This is a genomic window from Bradyrhizobium tropiciagri (assembly GCF_001189845.1).
GTDB lineage: Bacteria > Pseudomonadota > Alphaproteobacteria > Rhizobiales > Xanthobacteraceae > Bradyrhizobium > Bradyrhizobium tropiciagri.
This window is the reverse complement of sequence record NZ_LFLZ01000114.1, coordinates 1-18,777: the sequence shown is the minus strand read 5'-3', so window position 1 is coordinate 18,777 and position 18,777 is coordinate 1. Positions and strand designations below refer to the sequence as shown.

The window sequence follows — 18,777 nt, the reverse complement described above, 5'->3', positions numbered from 1 at the left end:
TGAGAGTCCGGGTGAGGGGGTACAGGTCTATCGAGAAACTGAATCGGCGGAGAGAGCCCCTCACCCCGACCCTCTCCCCGCAAGAGCGGGGCGAGGGAGAAGCAAGGGAGTGACACCTTGAGCTTCGTCGAGCGTCACGGCCTGTGGTCGGATGAGCAGAAGGAGGCCGCGCAACGCCTCCGCCGCATCGTCGAGGAGAAGAACCTCGAGGTCATCCGCCTGTCATTCCCCGACCAGCACGGCATCCTGCGCGGCAAGACGCTGATCGCGAGCGAAGCGGTGCGCTCGCTCGGAGGCGGCTGCTCGATCACCACGACGATGCTCGCCAAGGACACCTCGCACAAGACGGTGTTTCCGGTGTTCACGTCAGGCGGCGGTTTCGGCATGAAGGAGATGGAGGGCGCGGCCGATGTGCTGATGGTCGCCGACCCCACCACGTTCCGCGTGCTGCCCTGGGCGCAAAACACCGGCTGGCTGCTATGCGACCTCTATTTCAGCGACGGCCGGCCGGTGCCGTTCGCGACCCGCAACCTCTATCGCAAGGTGCTCGATCAGCTCGGTGGCCGCGGCTACGATTTCGTCGCCGGCCTCGAGGTCGAATTCCATCTGTTCAAGCTCGACGACGCGCATATGGCGCCGGAGGATGCCGGCCAGCCCGGCCGGCCGCCGTCGGTCAGCCTGCTGTCGCACGGCTATCAGTACCTCACCGAGCAGCGTTACGACCTGATGGAGCCGGCGCTCGAGATCATCCGCCGCGACGTCATCGCGCTCGACCTGCCGTTGCGCACGGTCGAGGTCGAGTTCGGCCCGAGCCAGTGCGAGTTCACCTTTGCGCCGACCACAGGGCTCGCACCGGCCGACATCATGGTGCTGTTTCGCTCCGCGGTGAAGCAGATCGCGCGCCGCCACGGCTATCACGCCACCTTCATGTGCCGGCCGAAACTGCCGAACGTGTTCGCGAGCGGCTGGCACTTGCATCAGTCGGTGGTGTCGCGCACGGGCGGCGAGAACGTCTTCATGGCCAAGGAGACCGGCGAGCCGCTAAGCCCGCTCGGCCGCGCCTGGCTCGCGGGCCTGATCGAGCATGCGCGCGCCTCGACCGTGTTCACGACGCCGACCATCAACGGCTACAAGCGCTACCGCTCCTATTCGCTGGCGCCGGACCGCGCGATCTGGGGCCGCGACAACCGCGGCGTCATGATCCGCGTGCTCGGCGGTCCGAACGATCCGGCGACCCGGCTGGAGAACCGGATCGGCGAGCCGGCTGCCAATCCCTATCTCTACATGGCAAGCCAGATCCTCTCCGGCCTCGACGGCGTCGATCGCAAGCTCGAACCCGGCCCGTCCGCCGACACGCCCTACGAGACCAAGGCCGCGCTGCTGCCGAAGTCGCTGCGCGAAGCGGTGTTCGCGCTCAATGACGACCCGTTCTTCCGCGGGGCGTTGGGGCCGGAGTTCGTGGACTATTACGTCTTCATCAAGAACGCGGAGATCGAGCGCTTCCAGGCCGAGGTGTCGGACTGGGAGCAGCGCGAATATTTCGAGATGTTTTGAGGCTCAAAAATTATCCGCCTACTCCGCTCTCTGCAGAGGTTCGAAGGCAAGAGCGCCTCCGACCTGCGCGAAGACTTCGCGAGAATCCGGACGCTGAGATGCCCGCGTCCGCTTGGCGGACGCGGCGGGAGCTCCTCGTATTGCAAGCTCAGCCGTCGAACCATCATACGGCCTTCCAAGCGAGCTCGATCCGGCAAACTGGCTTCCGCCGCGCAGCTTCTTGCGGACTGCCGCCAGCAGCGTCGGGCGCTGCGAAACGCTGGAAACCAGCACTTCGTCCTGGTCGGTGACCGGGGCACGATATCTGATGTCCTTGCAGCCTCCGGGCGGTGCTTCATAGGCAAGCTGCGTCTCGCCATAGTAGGACAGCTGCACCAGCTGGGTAGACATGCCAGTCATTCCATGAAGCTGAATCGCGCTACCGGGTGGCAGTGCGTCGACCTTGACCGTTCGGACATACGGATTGCACTTCGACTTTGTGGGCGGATATTGCTGGGCCGCACTGCGTACATAGGACAGGACTTCTCCTTCCTGGTAGATCCTGTCGATTGTCAGGCCGGCCGCATTCGATTCCCGCAGTGACTGGTCGACCAGATGCGCTCCGGTGACCGGCGAAGGATCGAACGCGAACACCTTCGATATTCGCGGCCCCTTCAACTTGGTGGCCAGAGCCGCGAGCTGCGCGAGGCCGCCACCAAGAGAGTGCCCCGTCGAAACGATCTGCGGCTTGACGGCGGCTCGCTTGTAGCAATCGAGATTCTGGATCGACTTGATGATGGCGTCGACGTTGCGGCGCAGCTGATGGTAGTAGTCATCATAGGGCGAACCGAACCGGTCCACGTTGGAGAGCCAATCTCCAAGCGACGCTCCAACCGTTCCGCGAAATGCAATACTAACCTCGCTACAGGCACCCTGCTCTACCTTCGCCGAGCGCGCGCGAGCCCAGACCTGAAAAGCCGGGCCGCCGCTCATACTCCAGCCTCTGTTGTTGTAGGCGGCAAGGCAATCGGCGTCGGACGAATCAATGCAAGTGAGATAGCTGTCGCTTCCGAACTGATATCGCCAACGCTTGAAGGCTTCTCGCGCCCGCGGCATCACCTTCTCGTCGGGGAATATCGTCTTTACGGCGTAGTTCACATCCGCGGCGTAGCCATCCGCATCGGGCGTCGCGCGCCGGGCATTGAATTCGTCGACGGGCAGGTAAGCCGCAGACGCCTGGATCGCGTAGGGCGCGTAGTATCTTGCGTAATTGTAGACAAACGAAGCTTGAATATAACGTCCGTCGGACTGCGCCGTCGCCGGACCAACATTCGCTGCAACCAGGGGCGTCGCGATTGCGACGAGCTTCAATATCGACCAAGCCGGGTTGGATCGCATGGAGGCTACCTCCGGAAAATAAATCGTCAATCTATGCGTGCATCAAAACACAACAACCCATGGTTGACAATATCCCCCGTGAACCAAGCAGGAACGTCCCTACTCGCCCGGCGGTGGCGCGGCTCGTCTCGAGATCAGCTGAACGCCAATGACAACAATCGCATAGATGCCGAAAATGCCCAGAGCTATCGGTGCACCGTCGGCGATCCGCCACGCCAGCCGCACGGAATCGTGGGCGACGAAGCCGATATTTCCGCCATAGATCATACAGGGACCGATGCCGCCCTCATTGGGATTGCAGTTCGGGTTGACCAGAGATCCGATCGACAACATCGGCCCGAAATAGGGTACGAAAGCGCAGATCAGGCTAATGGCGAGCCCAAGCAACAATCGGCTCGAGAGACGCTTCCAGCCCTTCCAGATCAGGAAGCAACCCAGCGCCAGCCATATCGCCGCCAAGCCGTCGCTGAATCGGAGGCCGACAAGGGACCCGGCTTCGAGCGCACTCCGGATAATCTCGCCGGCCGAGCTCGGCCCGATCTCGCAGGTTACATTGCTGCCGGCCTGGCAGCCCTTCAGCTTCGCAACAGCCGAGGTTGCAAGGACGACGATTTCTGGAAGGAATGTGAGCACAATGAGCAACAGCAGCGCCCATCTCCAGAACGATACTTTTGAGTATGATCTTGGCTCAGAATTCATGGCACGGCTGCGTCGCTGGATCGAACGGCGCGAGCGCCCAATCGCTCACTACCCGTGATTTAGTCACTCTACAGTCAATATGAGTGGTTCGCTACTGGAAGTGGAGCCTGCCAGCCGCTCCGACAACCAAGACGCGAGGGGAGCTCTGCTTCAAATCCCCAGATACTTGTGCTGCAGATCGGGCTCGGCGAGCAGTTGCTCGCTGGTGCCGCTCCACACAGTCTTGCCGCGCTCGATGATGTAGTGGCGGTCGGCGATGCGGGCGAGGTTTCCGACGTTCTTGTCGATCACCAGCACCGACTGCCCGCGTCCCTTCAGCATCGACAGGCAGCTCCAGATCTCGTCGCGGATCAAAGGCGCGAGGCCTTCGGTCGCCTCGTCGAGGATGAGGAGCTTCGGGTTGGTCATCAGCGCGCGGCCGATCGCGAGCATCTGCTGCTCGCGCCCGACAGCGTGACGCCCATATTGCTGGTGCGTTCGGCGAGCCGCGGAAACAGCGCATGGATCTTGTCGATGGTCCACGGATCGGAGGCACCGAGCCGATTGCCGGATGCGGCGACGAGATTTTCGCGCACCGTGAGATTCGGAAAGATCTGGCGGCCTTCCGGCACGAGGCCAATGCCGAGTTTTGCAATTCTGTAGGACGGCAGGCCGCGCACTGCCTCTCCGGCGAAGCGGATGGCGCCTGATCGCGCGGGCGTCAGGCCCATGATCGAGCGGATGGTCGTGGTCTTGCCCATGCCGTTGCGGCCCATCAGCGCGACCATCTCGCCCGACTTGATCTGCAAGGACAGGCCGAACAGCACCTGGCTCAGCCCGTAGCAGGTCTCGATGCCATCGACTTCGAGCAACGTTTCAGCAGTTTTCGATTCAGCCGATTTTGCTTCAGCCATGACGCGTTACCGCATGCTGCTCGCCGAGATAGGCGCGCTTGACCTCTTCATCCCTGCGGATCGCATCCGGCACGCCGCAGGCGATGACGCGGCCATAGACCAAAACCGTGATGCGGTCGGCCAGCGCAAATACCGCCTCCATGTCATGCTCGACCAGCACGATGGTCACTTCCTTGCGCAACTCCTTGAGCAGCGCGACCATCCGCGCCGATTCGGTGACGCCGAGCCCGGCCATCGGCTCATCCAGCAGCAACAGCTGCGGCTTGGTGGCGAGCGCGACCGCGAGTTCGAGCTCACGCTGCTCGCCATGGCTCAATTGCGAGACCATGATATCGGCGCGCTTGCCGAGACCGACGCGCTCCAGCGCCGCCCGCGCGGTGTCGCGCAGATGCCGCTCCTTGCGCGCATTGCCCCAGAAGCGGAACGAGTGGCCATCATGCGCCTGCGCCGCCAGCGCCACATTGTCGATTGCGGAAAAGTCCTTGAGCAGCGAGGTGATCTGGAACGAGCGCGCCAGCCCAAGCCTGGAGCGCTTGTAGGACGGCAGGCCCGTGACATCGCGGCCGGCAAAGCGGATGGTGCCGGAATTCGGCATCACCTGCCCGGTGAGCTGGCTGATCAGCGTGGTCTTGCCGGCGCCGTTCGGGCCGATGATGGCGTGCAGCTCGCCGGGCACCACCTCCATCGAGAGATTGTCGGTCGCGGTGATGCCGCCATAGCGGCGCACCAGATTGTCGACGCGGAGCAAGGGATCAGCCACGGCGCATCCTCCCGAGCAGGCCCATGATGCCGCCGCGCGCGAACAGCACGATCAGCAGCAGCACCGGGCCGAGGATCAGTCCGGAATATTCGGTGAACTGCGACAGCAGCTCTTCGAGCAGCAGATAGACGATCGCGCCGATCACGGGGCCGAACAGCGAGCCCATGCCGCCGAGGATCACCATCACCATCAGGTCGCCGGAGCGGGTCCAGTACATTACCGCAGGGCTGACGAAGTCGGTGTTGTTGGCGAGCAGCGCGCCGGCAAGCCCGCAGATCGTGCCTGCGATCACGAAGCAGACCAGCCGGTAGCGGTTGGCATGGAAGCCGATCGCCTGCATGCGCTGCTCGTTGGAGCGGACGCCCTGCACCACGAGCCCGAAGCGCGAATTGACGATGCGCCAGATCAGATAGAGGCCGCCGAACAGGCAGGCGAGGCAGAGGTAATAGAACTGGTTGCGGTCCGACAGGTTGATCAGGCCGGCGAAATCGCTGCGCTTGTAGACGGTGAGGCCGTCGTCGCCGCCGTAGCGCGACAGCGCGGAAGCGACGTAATAAGCCATCTGCGCGAACGCCAGCGTGATCATGATGAAATAGACGCCGCGGGTGCGCAGACTGAGCGAGCCGATCAAAAGCGCAAACAGCGCCGAGACCACAAGCGCCACCGGCCATTGGATGAAGCCGGAGCCGATGCCCTCGGCGGCGAGGATGCCGACGGCATAGCCGCCGATGCCGAGATAGGCAGCATGGCCGAAGCTCATCATGCCGCCATAGCCCATGATCAGATTGAGGCTCGCCGCCGCCAGCGCAAAGATCACGATGCGGGTGAACAGCGTGAGGATGAAGATATTGCCGGTGGCTGCCGAATAGACCGGCAGCAGAATGAGCGCGGCGCACATCAGCGCCGCGACCGCATTGGAGGCGTTGAGCTTGGGCTTCATCGTTTAGCCGCCGGGAACAGCCCCTCGGGACGCAGCACAAGGATGATGGCCATCAGGAGATAGATCAGCATCGAGGACAGCGCCGGCGCCGCGGTGGAAGCCGCCGCCCCACTCAGCACCTTGCGCAGCAGGTCCGGCAGGAAGGCGCGGCCCATGGTGTCGATGATGCCGACGAAGAGCGCAGCCATGAAGGCGCCGCGGATCGAGCCGATGCCGCCGATCACGATGATGACGAAGGCGAGGATCAGGATGTTCTCGCCCATGCCGATCTGCACGGTGAGGATCGGCGCCTGCATCAGCCCCGCGAGGCCGGCGAGCGCGGCCCCCAAGCCGAACACCAGCGTGAACAGCAGCTTGATGTTGATGCCGAGCGCCCCGATCATCTCGCGGTTGGAGGCGCCGGCGCGGATCAGCATGCCGACGCGGGTGCGCATCACGACGAGATAGAGCATTGCGGCGACCGCCATCGCGACCACGATGATCATCAGCCGGTAGGCCGGATAATAGACGCCGGGAATGATCTGCACCGGCACCGTGAGCCAGGCCGGCAGCGGCAGCGCGAGGCCGGCCGGGCCCCAGATCAGCCGGACCGCGTCATTGAAGAACAGGATCAGGCCGAACGTCGCCAGCACCTGGTCGAGATGGTCGCGGCCATAGAGATGCCTGAGCGCGACATATTCCAGCACGATGCCGAGCAGCAGCGTGGCGCCGAGCGCCATCAGCGCGCCGAGCACGAAGCTGCCGGTCCAGGCCACGAAGGTCGCCGCGAAATAGGCGCCCATCATGTAGAGCGAGCCGTGCGCCAGATTGACGAAGTCCATGATGCCGAACACCAGCGTGAGGCCAGCTGCCAGCAGGAACAGCAGCAGGCCGAATTGCAGGCCGTTCAGCAGTTGTTCGACGACAAGATACATCGTGAGGCTACGTCACCTTGAGCGAAGCGGGGATGGGGTGTCCGCGCATTGCACGCTGCGCGTTCTCCCTCGCCCCGCTCTTGCGGGGAGAGGGTTGGGGTGAGGGGCTGCCTCCGCAGACCGGACTCGTGGAGAGTCCCCCTCACCCGATTGCTTCGCAATCGACCTCTCCCCGCAAGCGGGGCGAGGTGAAGAGAAGCAAGCTGCGCGCCAACACGGCGCAAAAGATCATTTCATCGAACACTTGTCGTGGAACTTGTCCTGGTCGTCCTTGACGATGGTCGCGACCGTCTTCAACGAGAGCTGGCCGTCGGCGTCCTTGACCACGTCCTGCAGATAGAAGTTCTGAATCGGGATGTGGTTGTTGCCGTACTTGAACGGGCCGCGCAGCGACTTGAAGTTGGCCTTCTCCATCTCGGCCTTCATCGCATCCTTCTTGGTGAGGTCGCCCTTCACCGCGACGACGGCGCTGTTGATCAGCTGGGCGGCGTCATAGGCCTGGGCGCCGTAATAGGTCGGGCGCAGGCCGGGATACTTCTTGCGATAGTCCTCGACGAACTTCTTGTTCTCGGCGTTCGGCAGGTCGTTGACCCATTCCTGCGCGCCGGGAATGCCGATCGCGTTGTCCTTCTGCAGTGGCAGCGACAATTCGTCGACGGTGAAGGCGGTGTAGAGCGGGATCTGCGCCTTGATGCCGGCCTGGGCGTACTGGTTCAGGAACTGGACGCCGGCGGCGCCGGGATAGAACACGAAGATCGACTCGGCCTTCGAGTTGCGCGCCTTGGTCAGCTCGGCGGAGAAGTCGAGCTGGCTCGGCCACACCGTGTATTCCTCTCCGACCACCTCACCCTTGAAGGTGCTCTTCACGCCCGCCAGCATGTCCTTGCCGGCGGCGTAGTTCGGTCCGATCAGGAACACCGACTTGACGCCCTTCTGGTTCATGTAGAGCCCCATCGCGGCGGGCGTCTGGTCGTTCTGCCAGGAGGTCGAGAACACGTAAGGCGAGCACAATTCGCCGGCGAGCTGCGACGGACCCGCATTGGCGGAGATCAGGAAGGTCTTCGAATCGACCGCGGTCTTCAGCGACGCCAGCAGCACGTTCGACCAGATGTAGCCGACGATGAAGTCGACCTTGTCGGACTGCACCAGCTTCTCGGTCTTCTGCTTGCCCACATCAGGCTTCTGCTGGTCGTCCTCGTAGATCACCTCGACCGGCTTGCCGTCGATCTTGCGGCCGAGATGGTCGAGCGCGAGCTCGAACGAATTGCGCATGTCGTTGCCAATCACGGCGGTCGGACCGCTGAAGGTCGAGACGAAGCCGATCTTGACGCTGTCAGCCGCCGTCGCAGGCTGCGCGAGCGCCAGAGCCATGGCGCCTGCCAGCCAAAATGCCTTTTTCATATTCACTCCCCTCCTCAACCAAAGATCCCGCGAGGCTCGATCAGGCGCCCGGGGGTCACGCTTTGCGCGCGTCGTTCTGTGACGTGTTTTGTGCGCGATATCGCAACTGTGCAGCAAGCATGAACCGACGGCCCTCGATTAGAACCTTCGGCGCATACCCCAGCACCGTGCATCATAATTCGCCCAAATCGACCATGGCAAGAAATATAATGCCGGTTGCGTGGGCAACGATTGTCGCAGGGCCCGGCTCCCGCCAACGTGCCCGGCGCGCAGTGCAGCAGGCTTTAGCGATCCGGTAAAGCAGCTGGAAACCACAGGCCCGCACCCGCCCGCGGGCTTCATGGTCCGGAAAGCATCACCGGGCGAGGCTGCCGCCAAAGGGGTGCGTCACATGCTGAATTACATCTTCGGCTTCAATGCCCGGATGGGCCGGTTGGCCTTCTTCTTCTGCACGTTCGTGACCGGCCTCGGCTTTTTGATGCTGGTCTACGGCATCACGGGCAACGCACCGGCGAGCGGCAGGATGGACGTGCTGCTGGCGCAGGCGGCGAGCAGCCCCGCCTTGATCTTTTCCTTCTATGGCATGCTCGTCGTCTGCTTCATGCTGCAGTCGATGCGGGTGCGTGACATCGGATGGGATCCGGTCTGCGTGATGGCGGCATGGATCGCCCTCATGGTGCTCGACAGGGCCGTTGCTGGACGATTTCCCGAATACGCGCTGACCTATCAGCACACCGCAACGGTGGTCGGCACGGCCGTCAATGGCGTCATGAACCTCGTCCTGACGTTCTGGCGCGGCAGCGGTCACGTCAATGAAGCGTCGTCCTTGCCGCGCGAGAGCGGCGGCGACGGCATGTTCGAACGAAACAGCCCACCAGCCGCATCCGGCAGCCGCGTGGCGCGGATTGCCAGCGGCGAATTCGGCGGCAAGACGCGCTAGCGGCCCCCTCTCTCCGTTGTCGTCCCTGCGAAAGCAGGGACCCATAACCACAGCCTTGTGTAGTCGAAGTGAGCTGTGGCCCCAGCTCGCTCGCACAATGAGCGGTGGTTATGGGTCCCGGGTCAAGCCCGGGACGACACTGAGTTTGTGGTGCGGTCGCTGCATCACAGAGGCTAAGCCGCGGCGCGCTCACCCTTCATCCACCGCCCATTCGGCGCCGTCGATCGCATAGGACGCGTGGCGGAAGTCCCTGATCGTCGCGACCTTGTCGGCCGACCAGTCGAGCAGCATGAACGATCGCGGCGGCGCGTCCAGAGCGTCGGGATCGAACACCAGGATCGCCGGACGTCCCTCGACCTGGCCGGTCACCAGGTGCCAGTCACTGATCTTCGCATAATTGCCGAAGTAGCGTGACACCTCGGCCTTGCCGTTCAGCCGCGTCCGGTTGACGAGCTCGAGCCTGATATCATCGGCGATCATGGCGCGGATGGCGTCGAAGTCGCGGGCGTGAAGCGGCCGACATAGGCGTTCAGCCTGACGCGATCATCCGCCGACAGGCCGGGCCGCGGCGCATCATCAGGCTCGCGGGCGAACGCGCGCAATTGCCTGCGTCCGCGATGCAGCGCGGCCTTCACCGCGGGCAGGCTGAAATCCATGATGCCGCAGACCTCCTGCAGGGAGCAGCCGAGCACATCCACCAGGATCACGCTGGAGCGCTGCGCCACCGGCAGCCGCATGAAGGTGCGCAGGCTGCTTGCCGCAATCTCGCGGCGGCTGACATCGTCAAGCTCTGCGGCCATCATGTCCACCTCCTCCGAAGAGTGGAGCGCGTCCTGGCGGTTGCGCCGCCTGAGGAAATCGAGCGCGGTGTTGTGCGCGATCCGGAACAGCCAGGCTTCCGGGTTCTGGATCGGGGCTGCGGACGCGAAGGCTTGCATCGCCTTGATCAGCGCGTCCTGCAGCACATCCTCGCCGTCGATGACGGATCCGACCATGCGGGCGCAGTAGCGATGCAGCCTTGGCCGCATCGTCGCCAGCAACGCCTCGACGTCGGTCGCGGCCGGCGCTTGGGGTGGTGACGTCATGATGGCTCCGCCAACTCGGTTCACGGCTCATCCAGCATACGATAATTCCCGACAATCACCGCACTGCGAACCAGCGGCGGCTCGGCGCAACGATCCCGGATGCCGTCCTGGAAGGCCTGGAACGCGGCCAGTTTCGGGATCGGGCTCGAGCCGTCGTCGGCCGCGGTCTCGACCATGTGGATGAAGGTGTCGTCCTCCAGCCGCAGCGTCATGTAGCGCACGCCATCGGGGCTCGCCGCCTTCAGTTCGGCGAAGACAGCCGCAACCAGCGCGGCATTCTTCTCCGCCATCTCGGGCTTGGTCTTGTACCTGATCAGGGTTCGTCGCATCGCAACCTCCTTGGTTTGCGGCCCGAACCGGCCGCGTCAGACCCAAGGACGTTTGCGGACCGCCAAAGGATGCGGCCCGGCAAAAATAATTGTTGGCCGCATCCTTTGCCCGTCCCGGTTCGTCCTTGCCGGCGAAGCGCGCCGCAAGCCCCGCGGCACGTCAAGGAGAACCACCATGCAAACCCCTGAACAGCGCACCGAACAGCGCTGGGTGCTCGGCCTCACCGCGCTGGCATCCTTCATGATGGCGCTGGACGCCATGATCATGACCACGGCCTTCGCCACCATCCGCGCCGATTTCGGCAGCACCGTGGAGACGCTGCAATGGACCGTCAACGCCTTCAATCTGAGCTTCGCGGTGCTGCTGCTGACGGGTGCTGCGCTCGGCGACCGTTTCGGGCGGCGCAGCATGTTCGCGGCCGGGATCGGCCTGTTTGTCGTGGCGTCCGCGGCCTGCGCGCTGGCCGGCAACGCCGCTTCCCTGATCGCCGCGCGCGCCTTACAAGGCGCCGGCGCGGCGCTGGTGATGCCGCTGGCGATGGCGATCCTGAGCGGCGCCTTCGGCCGCGAGGAGCGTGCCCGCGCGCTCGGCATCTTCAGCGGCATCACCGGATGCGCGCTGATCATCGGCCCCGCAATCGGCGGCTTCATCACCGAGCATCTCGGCTGGCGCTGGATCTTCTGGATCAATCTGCCGATCGGCCTGGTCGCGATCGGTCTCGTGCTGGCGCGGCTGCGCGAGAGCTTTGGACCCGCAGCGCCGCTCGACGTCACCGGACTGACGCTGGTCGCACTGGCGGCGCTGGCGCTGGTCTGGGGCCTGTTGCGCGGCAACAGCGTCGGATGGGCCAGCGCGGAGGTGACGGGCGCGCTGGTCGCCGGCGTCGCGCTGACGGTAACGTTCGTGTTGTGGGAGCTGCGAGCGACGAGCCCGATGGTGCCGATGCGGCTGTTCGTGGCCAGGCCATTCGCATCCGGCATGGCGGCGAGCGTGCTGTTCTACGCCGCGATGTATGGCGTGCTGTTCCTGCTGCCGCAGTTCCTGCAGATCGTGCTCGGCTTCGACGCCTTCGGCGCCGGGCTGCGCTTGATCCCGTGGACCGCGACATTGTTCGTCACCGCGCCGATCGCAGGCGCCGTCGTCAACCGCTTCGGCGAGCGCACACTCGTGGTCACCGGCCTCCTGATGCAGGCAATCGGGCTCGGCTGGATCGGCGAGATCGTGAGCCCCACGGTGTCCTATTCGGCGCTGGTCGCGCCGCTGGTGCTCGCCGGCGTCGGCGTGTCGATGGCGATGCCGGCCGCGCAGAACGCGGTGCTGAGCTCCGTTGCGGTCAGCGAAATGGGCAAGGCGTCGGGCATCTTCAACATCGGCCGCTTCCTCGGCGGGATGTTCGGCATCGCCTCGCTGGTGGCGAGCTTCGTCGCCAACGGCGCGGCCGATTCGTCCGGACATTTCAGCAATGGATTCGCTGCGGCGATGAGCCTTGCGGCAATGCTGTCATTCGCCGGCGCGGTCGCGGGACTGTTCCTGCCGATGCGGCGGCAGGTCGTCGCCAAGGCCGCGCCGCAGGACGCGTGAGACGCGCAGCGATTGGGTTTCGCTATCGGGCGATCAAGCAATTCATATTGGAATGAGGCCGCGAATGAATACATAATCAAGCGACGAAGCCGTTCGAAACCGAGGGCGACATCAGATGACGCAAGCGCCGGCCAAACCTCATCGCGTGGTGATCGTCGGCGCCGGCTTCGGCGGACTGGAAGCCGCCTTCGGTCTTCGCGGCGCGCCGGTCGAGATCACCTTGATCGATCGCCGCAACCACCATTTGTTCCAGCCGCTGCTCTACCAGGTCGCGACCGCTTCGCTTGCGACCAGCGAGATCGCCTGGCCGATCCGCTATCTCCTCCGCGACCGCCCCGAGGTGACGACGCTGTTCGCCAATGTCTGCGGTGTTGACGCGGCGGCAAAGCAGGTGCAGCTCGACGATGGCGGCAGCATTCCCTACGACACACTGATCCTCGCCACCGGCGCGCGCCACGCCTATTTCGGCCATGACGAATGGGAGCCGTTCGCGCCCGGCCTGAAGACGCTGGAGGATGCCACCACGCTCAGGCGGCGCATCCTGGTCGCCTTCGAGCGCGCCGAGCGCGAAACCGATCCCGACAAGCGCGCGGCGCTCTTGACCTTCGTCATCATCGGCGCCGGGCCGACCGGCGTCGAGATGGCCGGCACCATCGCCGACCTCGCCAAGGACACCCTGCCGCAGGACTTCCGCCACATCGACACGCGCAAGGCGCGCGTGGTGCTGATCGAGGCCGGGCCGCGTGTGCTGGCCGGCTTCCCCGACGATCTCTCGGCCTATGCGCAAGCATCGCTGGAAAGACTCGGCGTCGAGGTGATGCTAGGGGAGCCGGTCACCGAATGCTCGGCCGACGGCGTGGTGTTCGGCGGCAAGCGGCTGGAGGCCCGCACCATCGTCTGGGCCGCCGGCGTGCGCGCCTCGCGCGCCGCCGAGTGGCTGAACGCGCCGGCGGATCGCGCCCATCGGCTGCAGGTTGAGGCTGATCTGACCGTGCCCGGCCATCCCGATGTCTTCGCGGTCGGCGACACCATCACGATCAAGGGCCCCGACGGCAATCCGGTGCCCGGTATCGCGCCGGCCGCCAAGCAGGAGGGGCGCTACGTCGCCGCCCTGATCAAGGCCCGGCTCGACGGCAAGACGCTGCCGCCGTTCCGCTACAAGCATGCCGGCAGCCTCGCCCAGATCGGCAAGAAGAAGGCGGTGATCGATTTCGGCTGGCTCAAGCTGCGCGGCTCACTGGCGTGGTGGATCTGGGGCCTCGCCCACATCTACTTCCTGATCGGCGTGCGCCACCGGATTGCCGTGGCGATGAACTGGCTCTGGATCCACACCCGCGACCAGCGCGCCGCGCGGCTGATCACCCAAGGCAGCAGCAAGGTCGCGCAGTAGTCGCGGCTGTCACCTCAGTCCTCAGAATTCGTTGCTTTTCAACTTGGGTATCCGTCGTCGCACCGCATCGTACTTTGCCAACAGATCGCCGAACGGTCTGACGGGCAGAATTTCAATGAATTGAGATCCCTGAATTTCAGATATTCTTATCTTTGCTAGCCCGTCCAAGGAAATGCTCTTCATGTAGTGCACGTCAAAAAACGGGTTCCCCAGCTTGGGAAAGAGCAGCGTTGAAGACCGAACCGCGCCCCATTGAGCGCGATATTTGTCGAGTTCAATCGAATAGGCGTGCTCGTATCCTGAGGCGTCGCCTCCGAAACCGTCCAGTACCGAATTTTGATCAGCCTGCAGATCGAATACGACGCCCGCTCTTATCGCCCTCTCCTTTGGCACATCCTGCAACCCAAACCCCGCGCCGACATAGATAACCAAGCGGAGATATACGATCTCTTGATCGAGACCCTGGAGTTGATCGACCAAGGAGACTATTTTCGGCGTGTCTTTATCATCTAGATTGTTTCGCGGGAAGTTCAGCTCAACAAACTTGAGCTGCTTGGCGACTCCCCTATCGCTGTAGGGCATGATGTTGCAGATGAGCGATATGGTGCCGCGATTATTTGCAATATTCGGGCTGCACGGCCCATGGCTCTGCTGACTTACGGCACCGACACAGGTTGTCGCAGCGAACAATATAGATGCGATGCGCCTCACTTAGCTGGCGACGCATTGAAGTTGATCGTACCGCTGTTGCCAGAGATGTTGGGGCTGTTTGGTCCGGAAGTCGATTGATTGACCGCATCCGAATGCATTGCGGGCCGCAATATTTTGAGTATCTCAATTGCACACTGACGTGGGTCAGTCTTGTACTTGTCTGCGACAATCGAAATGCCGTGCCACTTCTCATAGGATAACTTGCCGGAAAGCTTTCCACCCGCGAGCCTCACGAACACCGGTGAACCGACGCTGATTTCTCCTTCCGTTTTCAGGTAGTCGCCCGTGCGGTCCGGTGACACACATATCTCGTGAATGGTGTCTCGCAGGGAAGACATCTCAGACGCATCGAGCGCCAACGCGGCAGAACTCGAGAGGCAAATTATCGTCGTGAAGTGGAACCTGTTCATATCGACTACTCACTGGCGACGAAGCATTCTTTCGCAAATTATTTCAATCGCAGCGCATTGATAGAAATGTACAGCAAATGCAACCAAAGAGCAACTTCAAGAGTGACGACCCGGCTCGCCCGATTATGACAGACATGGTCTGTCCTCAATGCAATCTCCCTCTTCGCGCAATACTAACGTCCGAGGACGCATTGATTGGACATTCGATAGATTGCCTGCGGCCTCGCCCGAACGACGAACGGAGCCAGCGTTCCGCGATATGATCTCACCTTGCAGGAGACTGTCGAACGCTACGCAGAGGCGAGCTGCGATGCCGCTCGCAGATTCGACATTACTTCACCAGCGAGCATCCGCCGTCGGCCAGCGGCCGGAACGCCTGCTCAGCCGGAATGGTCGCGATCAGCTTGTAATAGTCGTAGGGGTACTTCGACTCCTCCGGCTTCTTCACCTCGAACAGATACATCGGGTGGATGACGCGACCGTCCTGGCGGATCGTGGTGTCGCCGAACAATTTGTCCGTGCCCTTGAAGGTCTTCATCTGCGGCACCACCACCTTGGCATCGTCGCTGCCGGTCGCGGCGACGGCGTTGAGGTAGGCGAGCGTGGAAGCGTAGACGCCGGCCTGGTTGCCGCTCGGCATCTTGCCGTTCATGCCTGGCCGCGCGGCGAAGCGCTTTGCGAAGGCGCGAGTGTCATCGTTCATGTCCCAGTAGAAGGCTTCCAGCAATTGCAGGCCCTGCGCGACCTTCAGGCCCATGCCGTGGACGTCGTTCACGAACAGCAGGAACGCCACCATGGTCTGGCCGCCTTGCTGGATGCCGAACTCGGCGGCCTGCTTCACCGCGTTGATGGTGTCGCCGCCGGCATTGGCGAGGCCGATCACTTTGGCTTTCGAGCTCTGTGCCTGCAGCAGGAAGGACGCGAAGTCCGAGGTGCCAAGCGGATGCTTGCTCGATCCCAAGACCTTGCCGCCGTGCTTCTCGATGTAGTTGGTCGCCTCGGCTTCGATGCCCTTGCCGAGTGCATAGTCGACCGTGACAAAGTACCAGTCCTTGCCACCACGCTGCATCATCGCGGCCGCGGTGGTGTTGCCGGTCGCCCAGGCGTCGTTGACCCATTGAATAGTGTTGGGCGAGCAGGCCTTGCCGGTGAGATCGGAGCTTGCGGTCGATGACGCAAGGAACGTCATCCTGCTATCGCGCAGCATGGTGTTGATGGCGAGCCCGACCGCCGAGTTCGGCACGTCGACGATGGCGTCGACGCCTTCGACATCGAGCCATTTGCGCGCGATCGCAGAGCCCACGTCGGCCTTGTTCTGGTGATCGGCATAGACGATCTCGACCTTGATACCCTTGCCGCCACCATTGAAATCCTCCGCGGCCATCCGCGCGGCTTCCACCGAGCCCATACCGTTGGTGTCCTGGAAGATGCCGGAAATGTCGTTGAGCACACCGACGCGCACCACGTCGCCGGAAATCTCCGCGCGCGCGCTGCCCGCGGCGCAGGCCAATGCCAGCGCAAGTCTGATGCTAAATCGTCCAACCCCAAAGCCCCTCATCGTGTCCCCTCCCTTGCGTTGTTTCCGCAGCCGGCGTCAGGCCGGCGTGATTTCGACCGGCAGCTTCTCCAGCCCGCGCAGCGTGTTGTTGAACAGGCGCTTCGGTTCGCCTGTCATTTCGATCCTGGCGACCCGACGCGCCAATGCCGCCATCATCACCTCGCCTTCGAGGCGGGCGACGAGCTGCCCGACACACATGTGAATGCCCGAACCGTAACCGACGTGCCCCGACGTGCGGCGCGTGATGTCGTAGCTATCGGGCGCTTCCCAACGGCGCGGATCGCGGTTGGCCGCAGCCAGGAACATCAGCACCTTCTCGCCTTCGGGGATGCTGGCCCCGCTGAGCTCGACGTCGCGGGTCGTGGTGCGGAAGAAGGTCTGGACCGGACTTCGAACCGCACCGCTTCCTCGAAGGCGTTGCGCGCCAAGGTCGGATCGTTGCGCAGCTTCTCGAACTGGTCGGGGAAGCGGGCGAGGCAGTAGACGGCGGCGCCGATGCCGTTGACGGTGGTGTCGAGACCGGCCGACAGCAGCGAGCGCACCAGGAGCGGCGCCTCGGTCTCGGTGATGGCACCGCTGTCGACATGGGCGTGGATGCAGGCGCCGATGCCGCCCGGGGTGAGGTTGTCGCGCTGACACTGCTCGGCAATATAGGCCTGGTGCGGCGCCGAGCGCTCGATCGCCTGCTTGCGCAGCTCGTTCGGCGGCCCGAAGGCGTTGAACACCAGGCTGGCGTAAGGCAGCAGATGCTCACGGCCCTCCGGCTTCAGGCCAAGCGCATCCGGGAAGATCGAGAGCGGATAGGCTTCCGCAAGGTCCTCTATCGCGTCGAACCTGCGCTTCTCCAGCAACGCATCGACGCGGGCCTCCGCCGCGGCGGCAAAGCGTCCGCGGAGCTGCTTCATCACGGTCGCGGACAGCACCGAGCTCAGCACGGTGCGGGTGCGGGTGTGGGCGGGCGGGTCGGCCTCCAGGATCAGGCTCGGCGGCCGCCACGGCTTTTCCTTGGAAAAGTCGCTGAGGCCGACGCCACGGCTGGAGCAGAACGTGGCGGGATCGTTCAGGACGGCGTACACCTCCGCGTAGCGCGCCACCCCATAGACATTCCACTTGTCCAGATAAACCACCGGCCCGGCCTCGCGCAGCCGTTCGTGGGTGGGAAACGGATCAGCGAAGAATTCGAGCGCGAACGGATCGACGTCGAGATGCGGGACGGATGTCCCTGCTGTTGCAGTCATCAGGACCTCCCGAGGTTGGATCTTGTCAACACGGGCCGCATGTCACTTGCTCCCGAGCAGTTTCGCAGCGATGATTTGAGAAATGAGCAGCCAGCCCCTCCCCCGAAAGCCCCGCCGGCCGAGACCGGCCGATCCCGCAGATGCCATTGATGGCCCGCTGCTGGACCTCAATCGCTATGTGCCGGCGTTCATCACTTTCATCGGCAACAAGCTGTCGAACAGCGCCACCGCATTCTACCAGAAGAATTTCGGCGTCAACGTCACCGAGTGGCGAATCATCTCGCAACTCGCGATCGAGCCGGGGATTCCCGCTTCCCGGATCTGCCAGGTGATCGGCTTCGACAAGGGGCCGGTCAGCCGCAACCTCGCGGCGCTGCAGAAGCGCGGCCTGCTGACGATCCGGACCGCGCCCGACGACGGCCGCACCCATTCGATCACCCTGACTGCGCGCGGCCGCGCCGTCCATGACAAGGTCATCGTCGCGGCGCTGGAGCGGGAGCGGCGGCTGCTGTCGTGCCTGAAGAAGGACGAGCGCGAGGTGCTGATCGACCTGCTGCGCCGGCTGCACGAAAATCTCGGCGCCGTGACCGGGCAAAGCACGACCTGACAACGCCGTGCCGCCGGCGGCGCCCGGCGCCACCGCGGTATTCGCCCGGTCTTCCATGCGTGCTGCTCGCGCGCTGCTGCGCAACATGATCCTCCCAAATGCGAGGCCGTTGACCGGCCCTGTCCCTATGGGTGGAAATTCGCACAGCTTAGTTGCCATGGCAACTAAAAAGGCGAGCAGGTGTGGCGTCAGGTCCCATGCCAAGACTTGTAACGTCTCGCTCGGGTCAGGAGAGCACACTGGTCAGGCTCCCTCCCCCTTGCGGGGGAGGGTTGGGGAGAGGGGTGCCCCGGGCGAGATGATCGATGGGAACATCGCTTTCGCAGGTTCGCGTGGCTGTATCGCCGGAATGCATATTGAGAGCGTGTGCCGTGCGGCACCCCTCTCCC

At 63.6% G+C, this 18,777-nt stretch carries 15 protein-coding genes and 3 pseudogenes; 5 read left to right on the top strand and 13 right to left on the bottom strand.

Features of this window, described 5'->3' with window-relative positions:
• Positions 1 to 117 precede the first annotated feature (117 nt).
• Positions 118 to 1,554 (top strand): glutamine synthetase family protein, encoded by a 1,437-nt coding sequence (locus AKN84_RS42170; RefSeq protein WP_050426235.1) that lies wholly within the window; start codon positions 118 to 120, stop codon positions 1,552 to 1,554.
• Positions 1,555 to 1,572: 18 nt separating this feature from the next.
• Here AKN84_RS42170 and AKN84_RS42165 read toward each other — a convergent pair whose 3' ends face one another.
• The 7 genes and pseudogenes from AKN84_RS42165 to AKN84_RS42135 form a co-directional block, all read right to left on the bottom strand.
• Positions 1,573 to 2,931, bottom strand: coding sequence for a lipase family protein (locus AKN84_RS42165; protein WP_128971656.1), 1,359 nt, complete (start codon positions 2,929 to 2,931; stop codon positions 1,573 to 1,575).
• 99 nt (positions 2,932 to 3,030) lie between these two features.
• On the bottom strand, positions 3,031 to 3,573 hold the full coding sequence (locus AKN84_RS42160) for a hypothetical protein (protein ID WP_050426233.1): 543 nt from the start codon (positions 3,571 to 3,573) through the stop codon (positions 3,031 to 3,033).
• A gap of 207 nt (positions 3,574 to 3,780) precedes the next feature.
• Positions 3,781 to 4,370, bottom strand: a pseudogene (locus tag AKN84_RS42155) (ABC transporter ATP-binding protein).
• 145 nt (positions 4,371 to 4,515) lie between these two features.
• Positions 4,516 to 5,283 carry an ABC transporter ATP-binding protein gene (locus AKN84_RS42150; protein ID WP_050426232.1) on the bottom strand — a complete coding sequence of 256 codons (768 nt, stop codon included), beginning with the start codon at positions 5,281 to 5,283 and terminating at the stop codon, positions 4,516 to 4,518.
• Positions 5,276 to 6,223: a branched-chain amino acid ABC transporter permease gene (locus AKN84_RS42145; protein ID WP_050426231.1), complete on the bottom strand. Its 948-nt coding sequence runs from the start codon at positions 6,221 to 6,223 to the stop codon at positions 5,276 to 5,278. Before AKN84_RS42145 ends, AKN84_RS42150 begins: the two co-directional genes overlap by 8 nt.
• On the bottom strand, positions 6,220 to 7,137 hold the full coding sequence (locus tag AKN84_RS42140; protein WP_050426230.1) for a branched-chain amino acid ABC transporter permease: 918 nt from the start codon (positions 7,135 to 7,137) through the stop codon (positions 6,220 to 6,222). Before AKN84_RS42140 ends, AKN84_RS42145 begins: the two co-directional genes overlap by 4 nt.
• Before the next feature lie 228 nt (positions 7,138 to 7,365).
• Positions 7,366 to 8,538, bottom strand: coding sequence for an ABC transporter substrate-binding protein (locus AKN84_RS42135; RefSeq protein WP_050426229.1), 1,173 nt, complete (start codon positions 8,536 to 8,538; stop codon positions 7,366 to 7,368).
• A 391-nt stretch (positions 8,539 to 8,929) separates the two neighbouring features.
• On the opposite strand from AKN84_RS42135, the gene AKN84_RS42130 reads away from it, so the two are divergent.
• Positions 8,930 to 9,478, top strand: a complete 549-nt coding sequence (locus tag AKN84_RS42130) for a hypothetical protein (protein WP_050426228.1) — start codon at positions 8,930 to 8,932, stop codon at positions 9,476 to 9,478.
• A gap of 189 nt (positions 9,479 to 9,667) precedes the next feature.
• Here the strand turns inward: AKN84_RS42130 and AKN84_RS42125 are convergent.
• A pseudogene (locus AKN84_RS42125) lies at positions 9,668 to 10,563 on the bottom strand (sigma-70 family RNA polymerase sigma factor).
• 20 nt (positions 10,564 to 10,583) lie between these two features.
• Positions 10,584 to 10,892 (bottom strand): hypothetical protein, encoded by a 309-nt coding sequence (locus AKN84_RS42120; RefSeq protein ID WP_050426227.1) that lies wholly within the window; start codon positions 10,890 to 10,892, stop codon positions 10,584 to 10,586.
• Positions 10,893 to 11,067: 175 nt separating this feature from the next.
• Between AKN84_RS42120 and AKN84_RS42115 the strand changes: the two genes are divergently transcribed.
• Both AKN84_RS42115 and AKN84_RS42110 read left to right on the top strand, forming a co-directional pair.
• Positions 11,068 to 12,474, top strand: coding sequence for a DHA2 family efflux MFS transporter permease subunit (locus tag AKN84_RS42115; RefSeq protein ID WP_050426226.1), 1,407 nt, complete (start codon positions 11,068 to 11,070; stop codon positions 12,472 to 12,474).
• Positions 12,475 to 12,589: 115 nt separating this feature from the next.
• Positions 12,590 to 13,864, top strand: coding sequence for an NAD(P)/FAD-dependent oxidoreductase (locus tag AKN84_RS42110; protein WP_050426225.1), 1,275 nt, complete (start codon positions 12,590 to 12,592; stop codon positions 13,862 to 13,864).
• A gap of 21 nt (positions 13,865 to 13,885) precedes the next feature.
• Here AKN84_RS42110 and AKN84_RS42105 read toward each other — a convergent pair whose 3' ends face one another.
• The 4 genes and pseudogenes from AKN84_RS42105 to AKN84_RS42090 all read right to left on the bottom strand — a co-directional run bounded on the left by AKN84_RS42105 (position 13,886) and on the right by AKN84_RS42090 (position 17,781).
• The gene (locus tag AKN84_RS42105; protein WP_050426224.1) at positions 13,886 to 14,446 is read right to left on the bottom strand and encodes a hypothetical protein; all 561 of its coding nucleotides are present in this window, start codon (positions 14,444 to 14,446) and stop codon (positions 13,886 to 13,888) included.
• A gap of 125 nt (positions 14,447 to 14,571) precedes the next feature.
• Positions 14,572 to 14,985, bottom strand: coding sequence for a hypothetical protein (locus tag AKN84_RS42100; RefSeq protein ID WP_050426223.1), 414 nt, complete (start codon positions 14,983 to 14,985; stop codon positions 14,572 to 14,574).
• A 331-nt stretch (positions 14,986 to 15,316) separates the two neighbouring features.
• The gene (locus AKN84_RS42095; protein WP_050426222.1) at positions 15,317 to 16,543 is read right to left on the bottom strand and encodes an ABC transporter substrate-binding protein; all 1,227 of its coding nucleotides are present in this window, start codon (positions 16,541 to 16,543) and stop codon (positions 15,317 to 15,319) included.
• 36 nt (positions 16,544 to 16,579) lie between these two features.
• Positions 16,580 to 17,781: pseudogene (locus AKN84_RS42090) on the bottom strand (cytochrome P450).
• An 82-nt stretch (positions 17,782 to 17,863) separates the two neighbouring features.
• Between AKN84_RS42090 and AKN84_RS42085 the strand changes: the two are divergent.
• Positions 17,864 to 18,388, top strand: a complete 525-nt coding sequence (locus tag AKN84_RS42085; protein ID WP_050426221.1) for a MarR family winged helix-turn-helix transcriptional regulator — start codon at positions 17,864 to 17,866, stop codon at positions 18,386 to 18,388.
• Positions 18,389 to 18,777 lie beyond the last annotated feature (389 nt).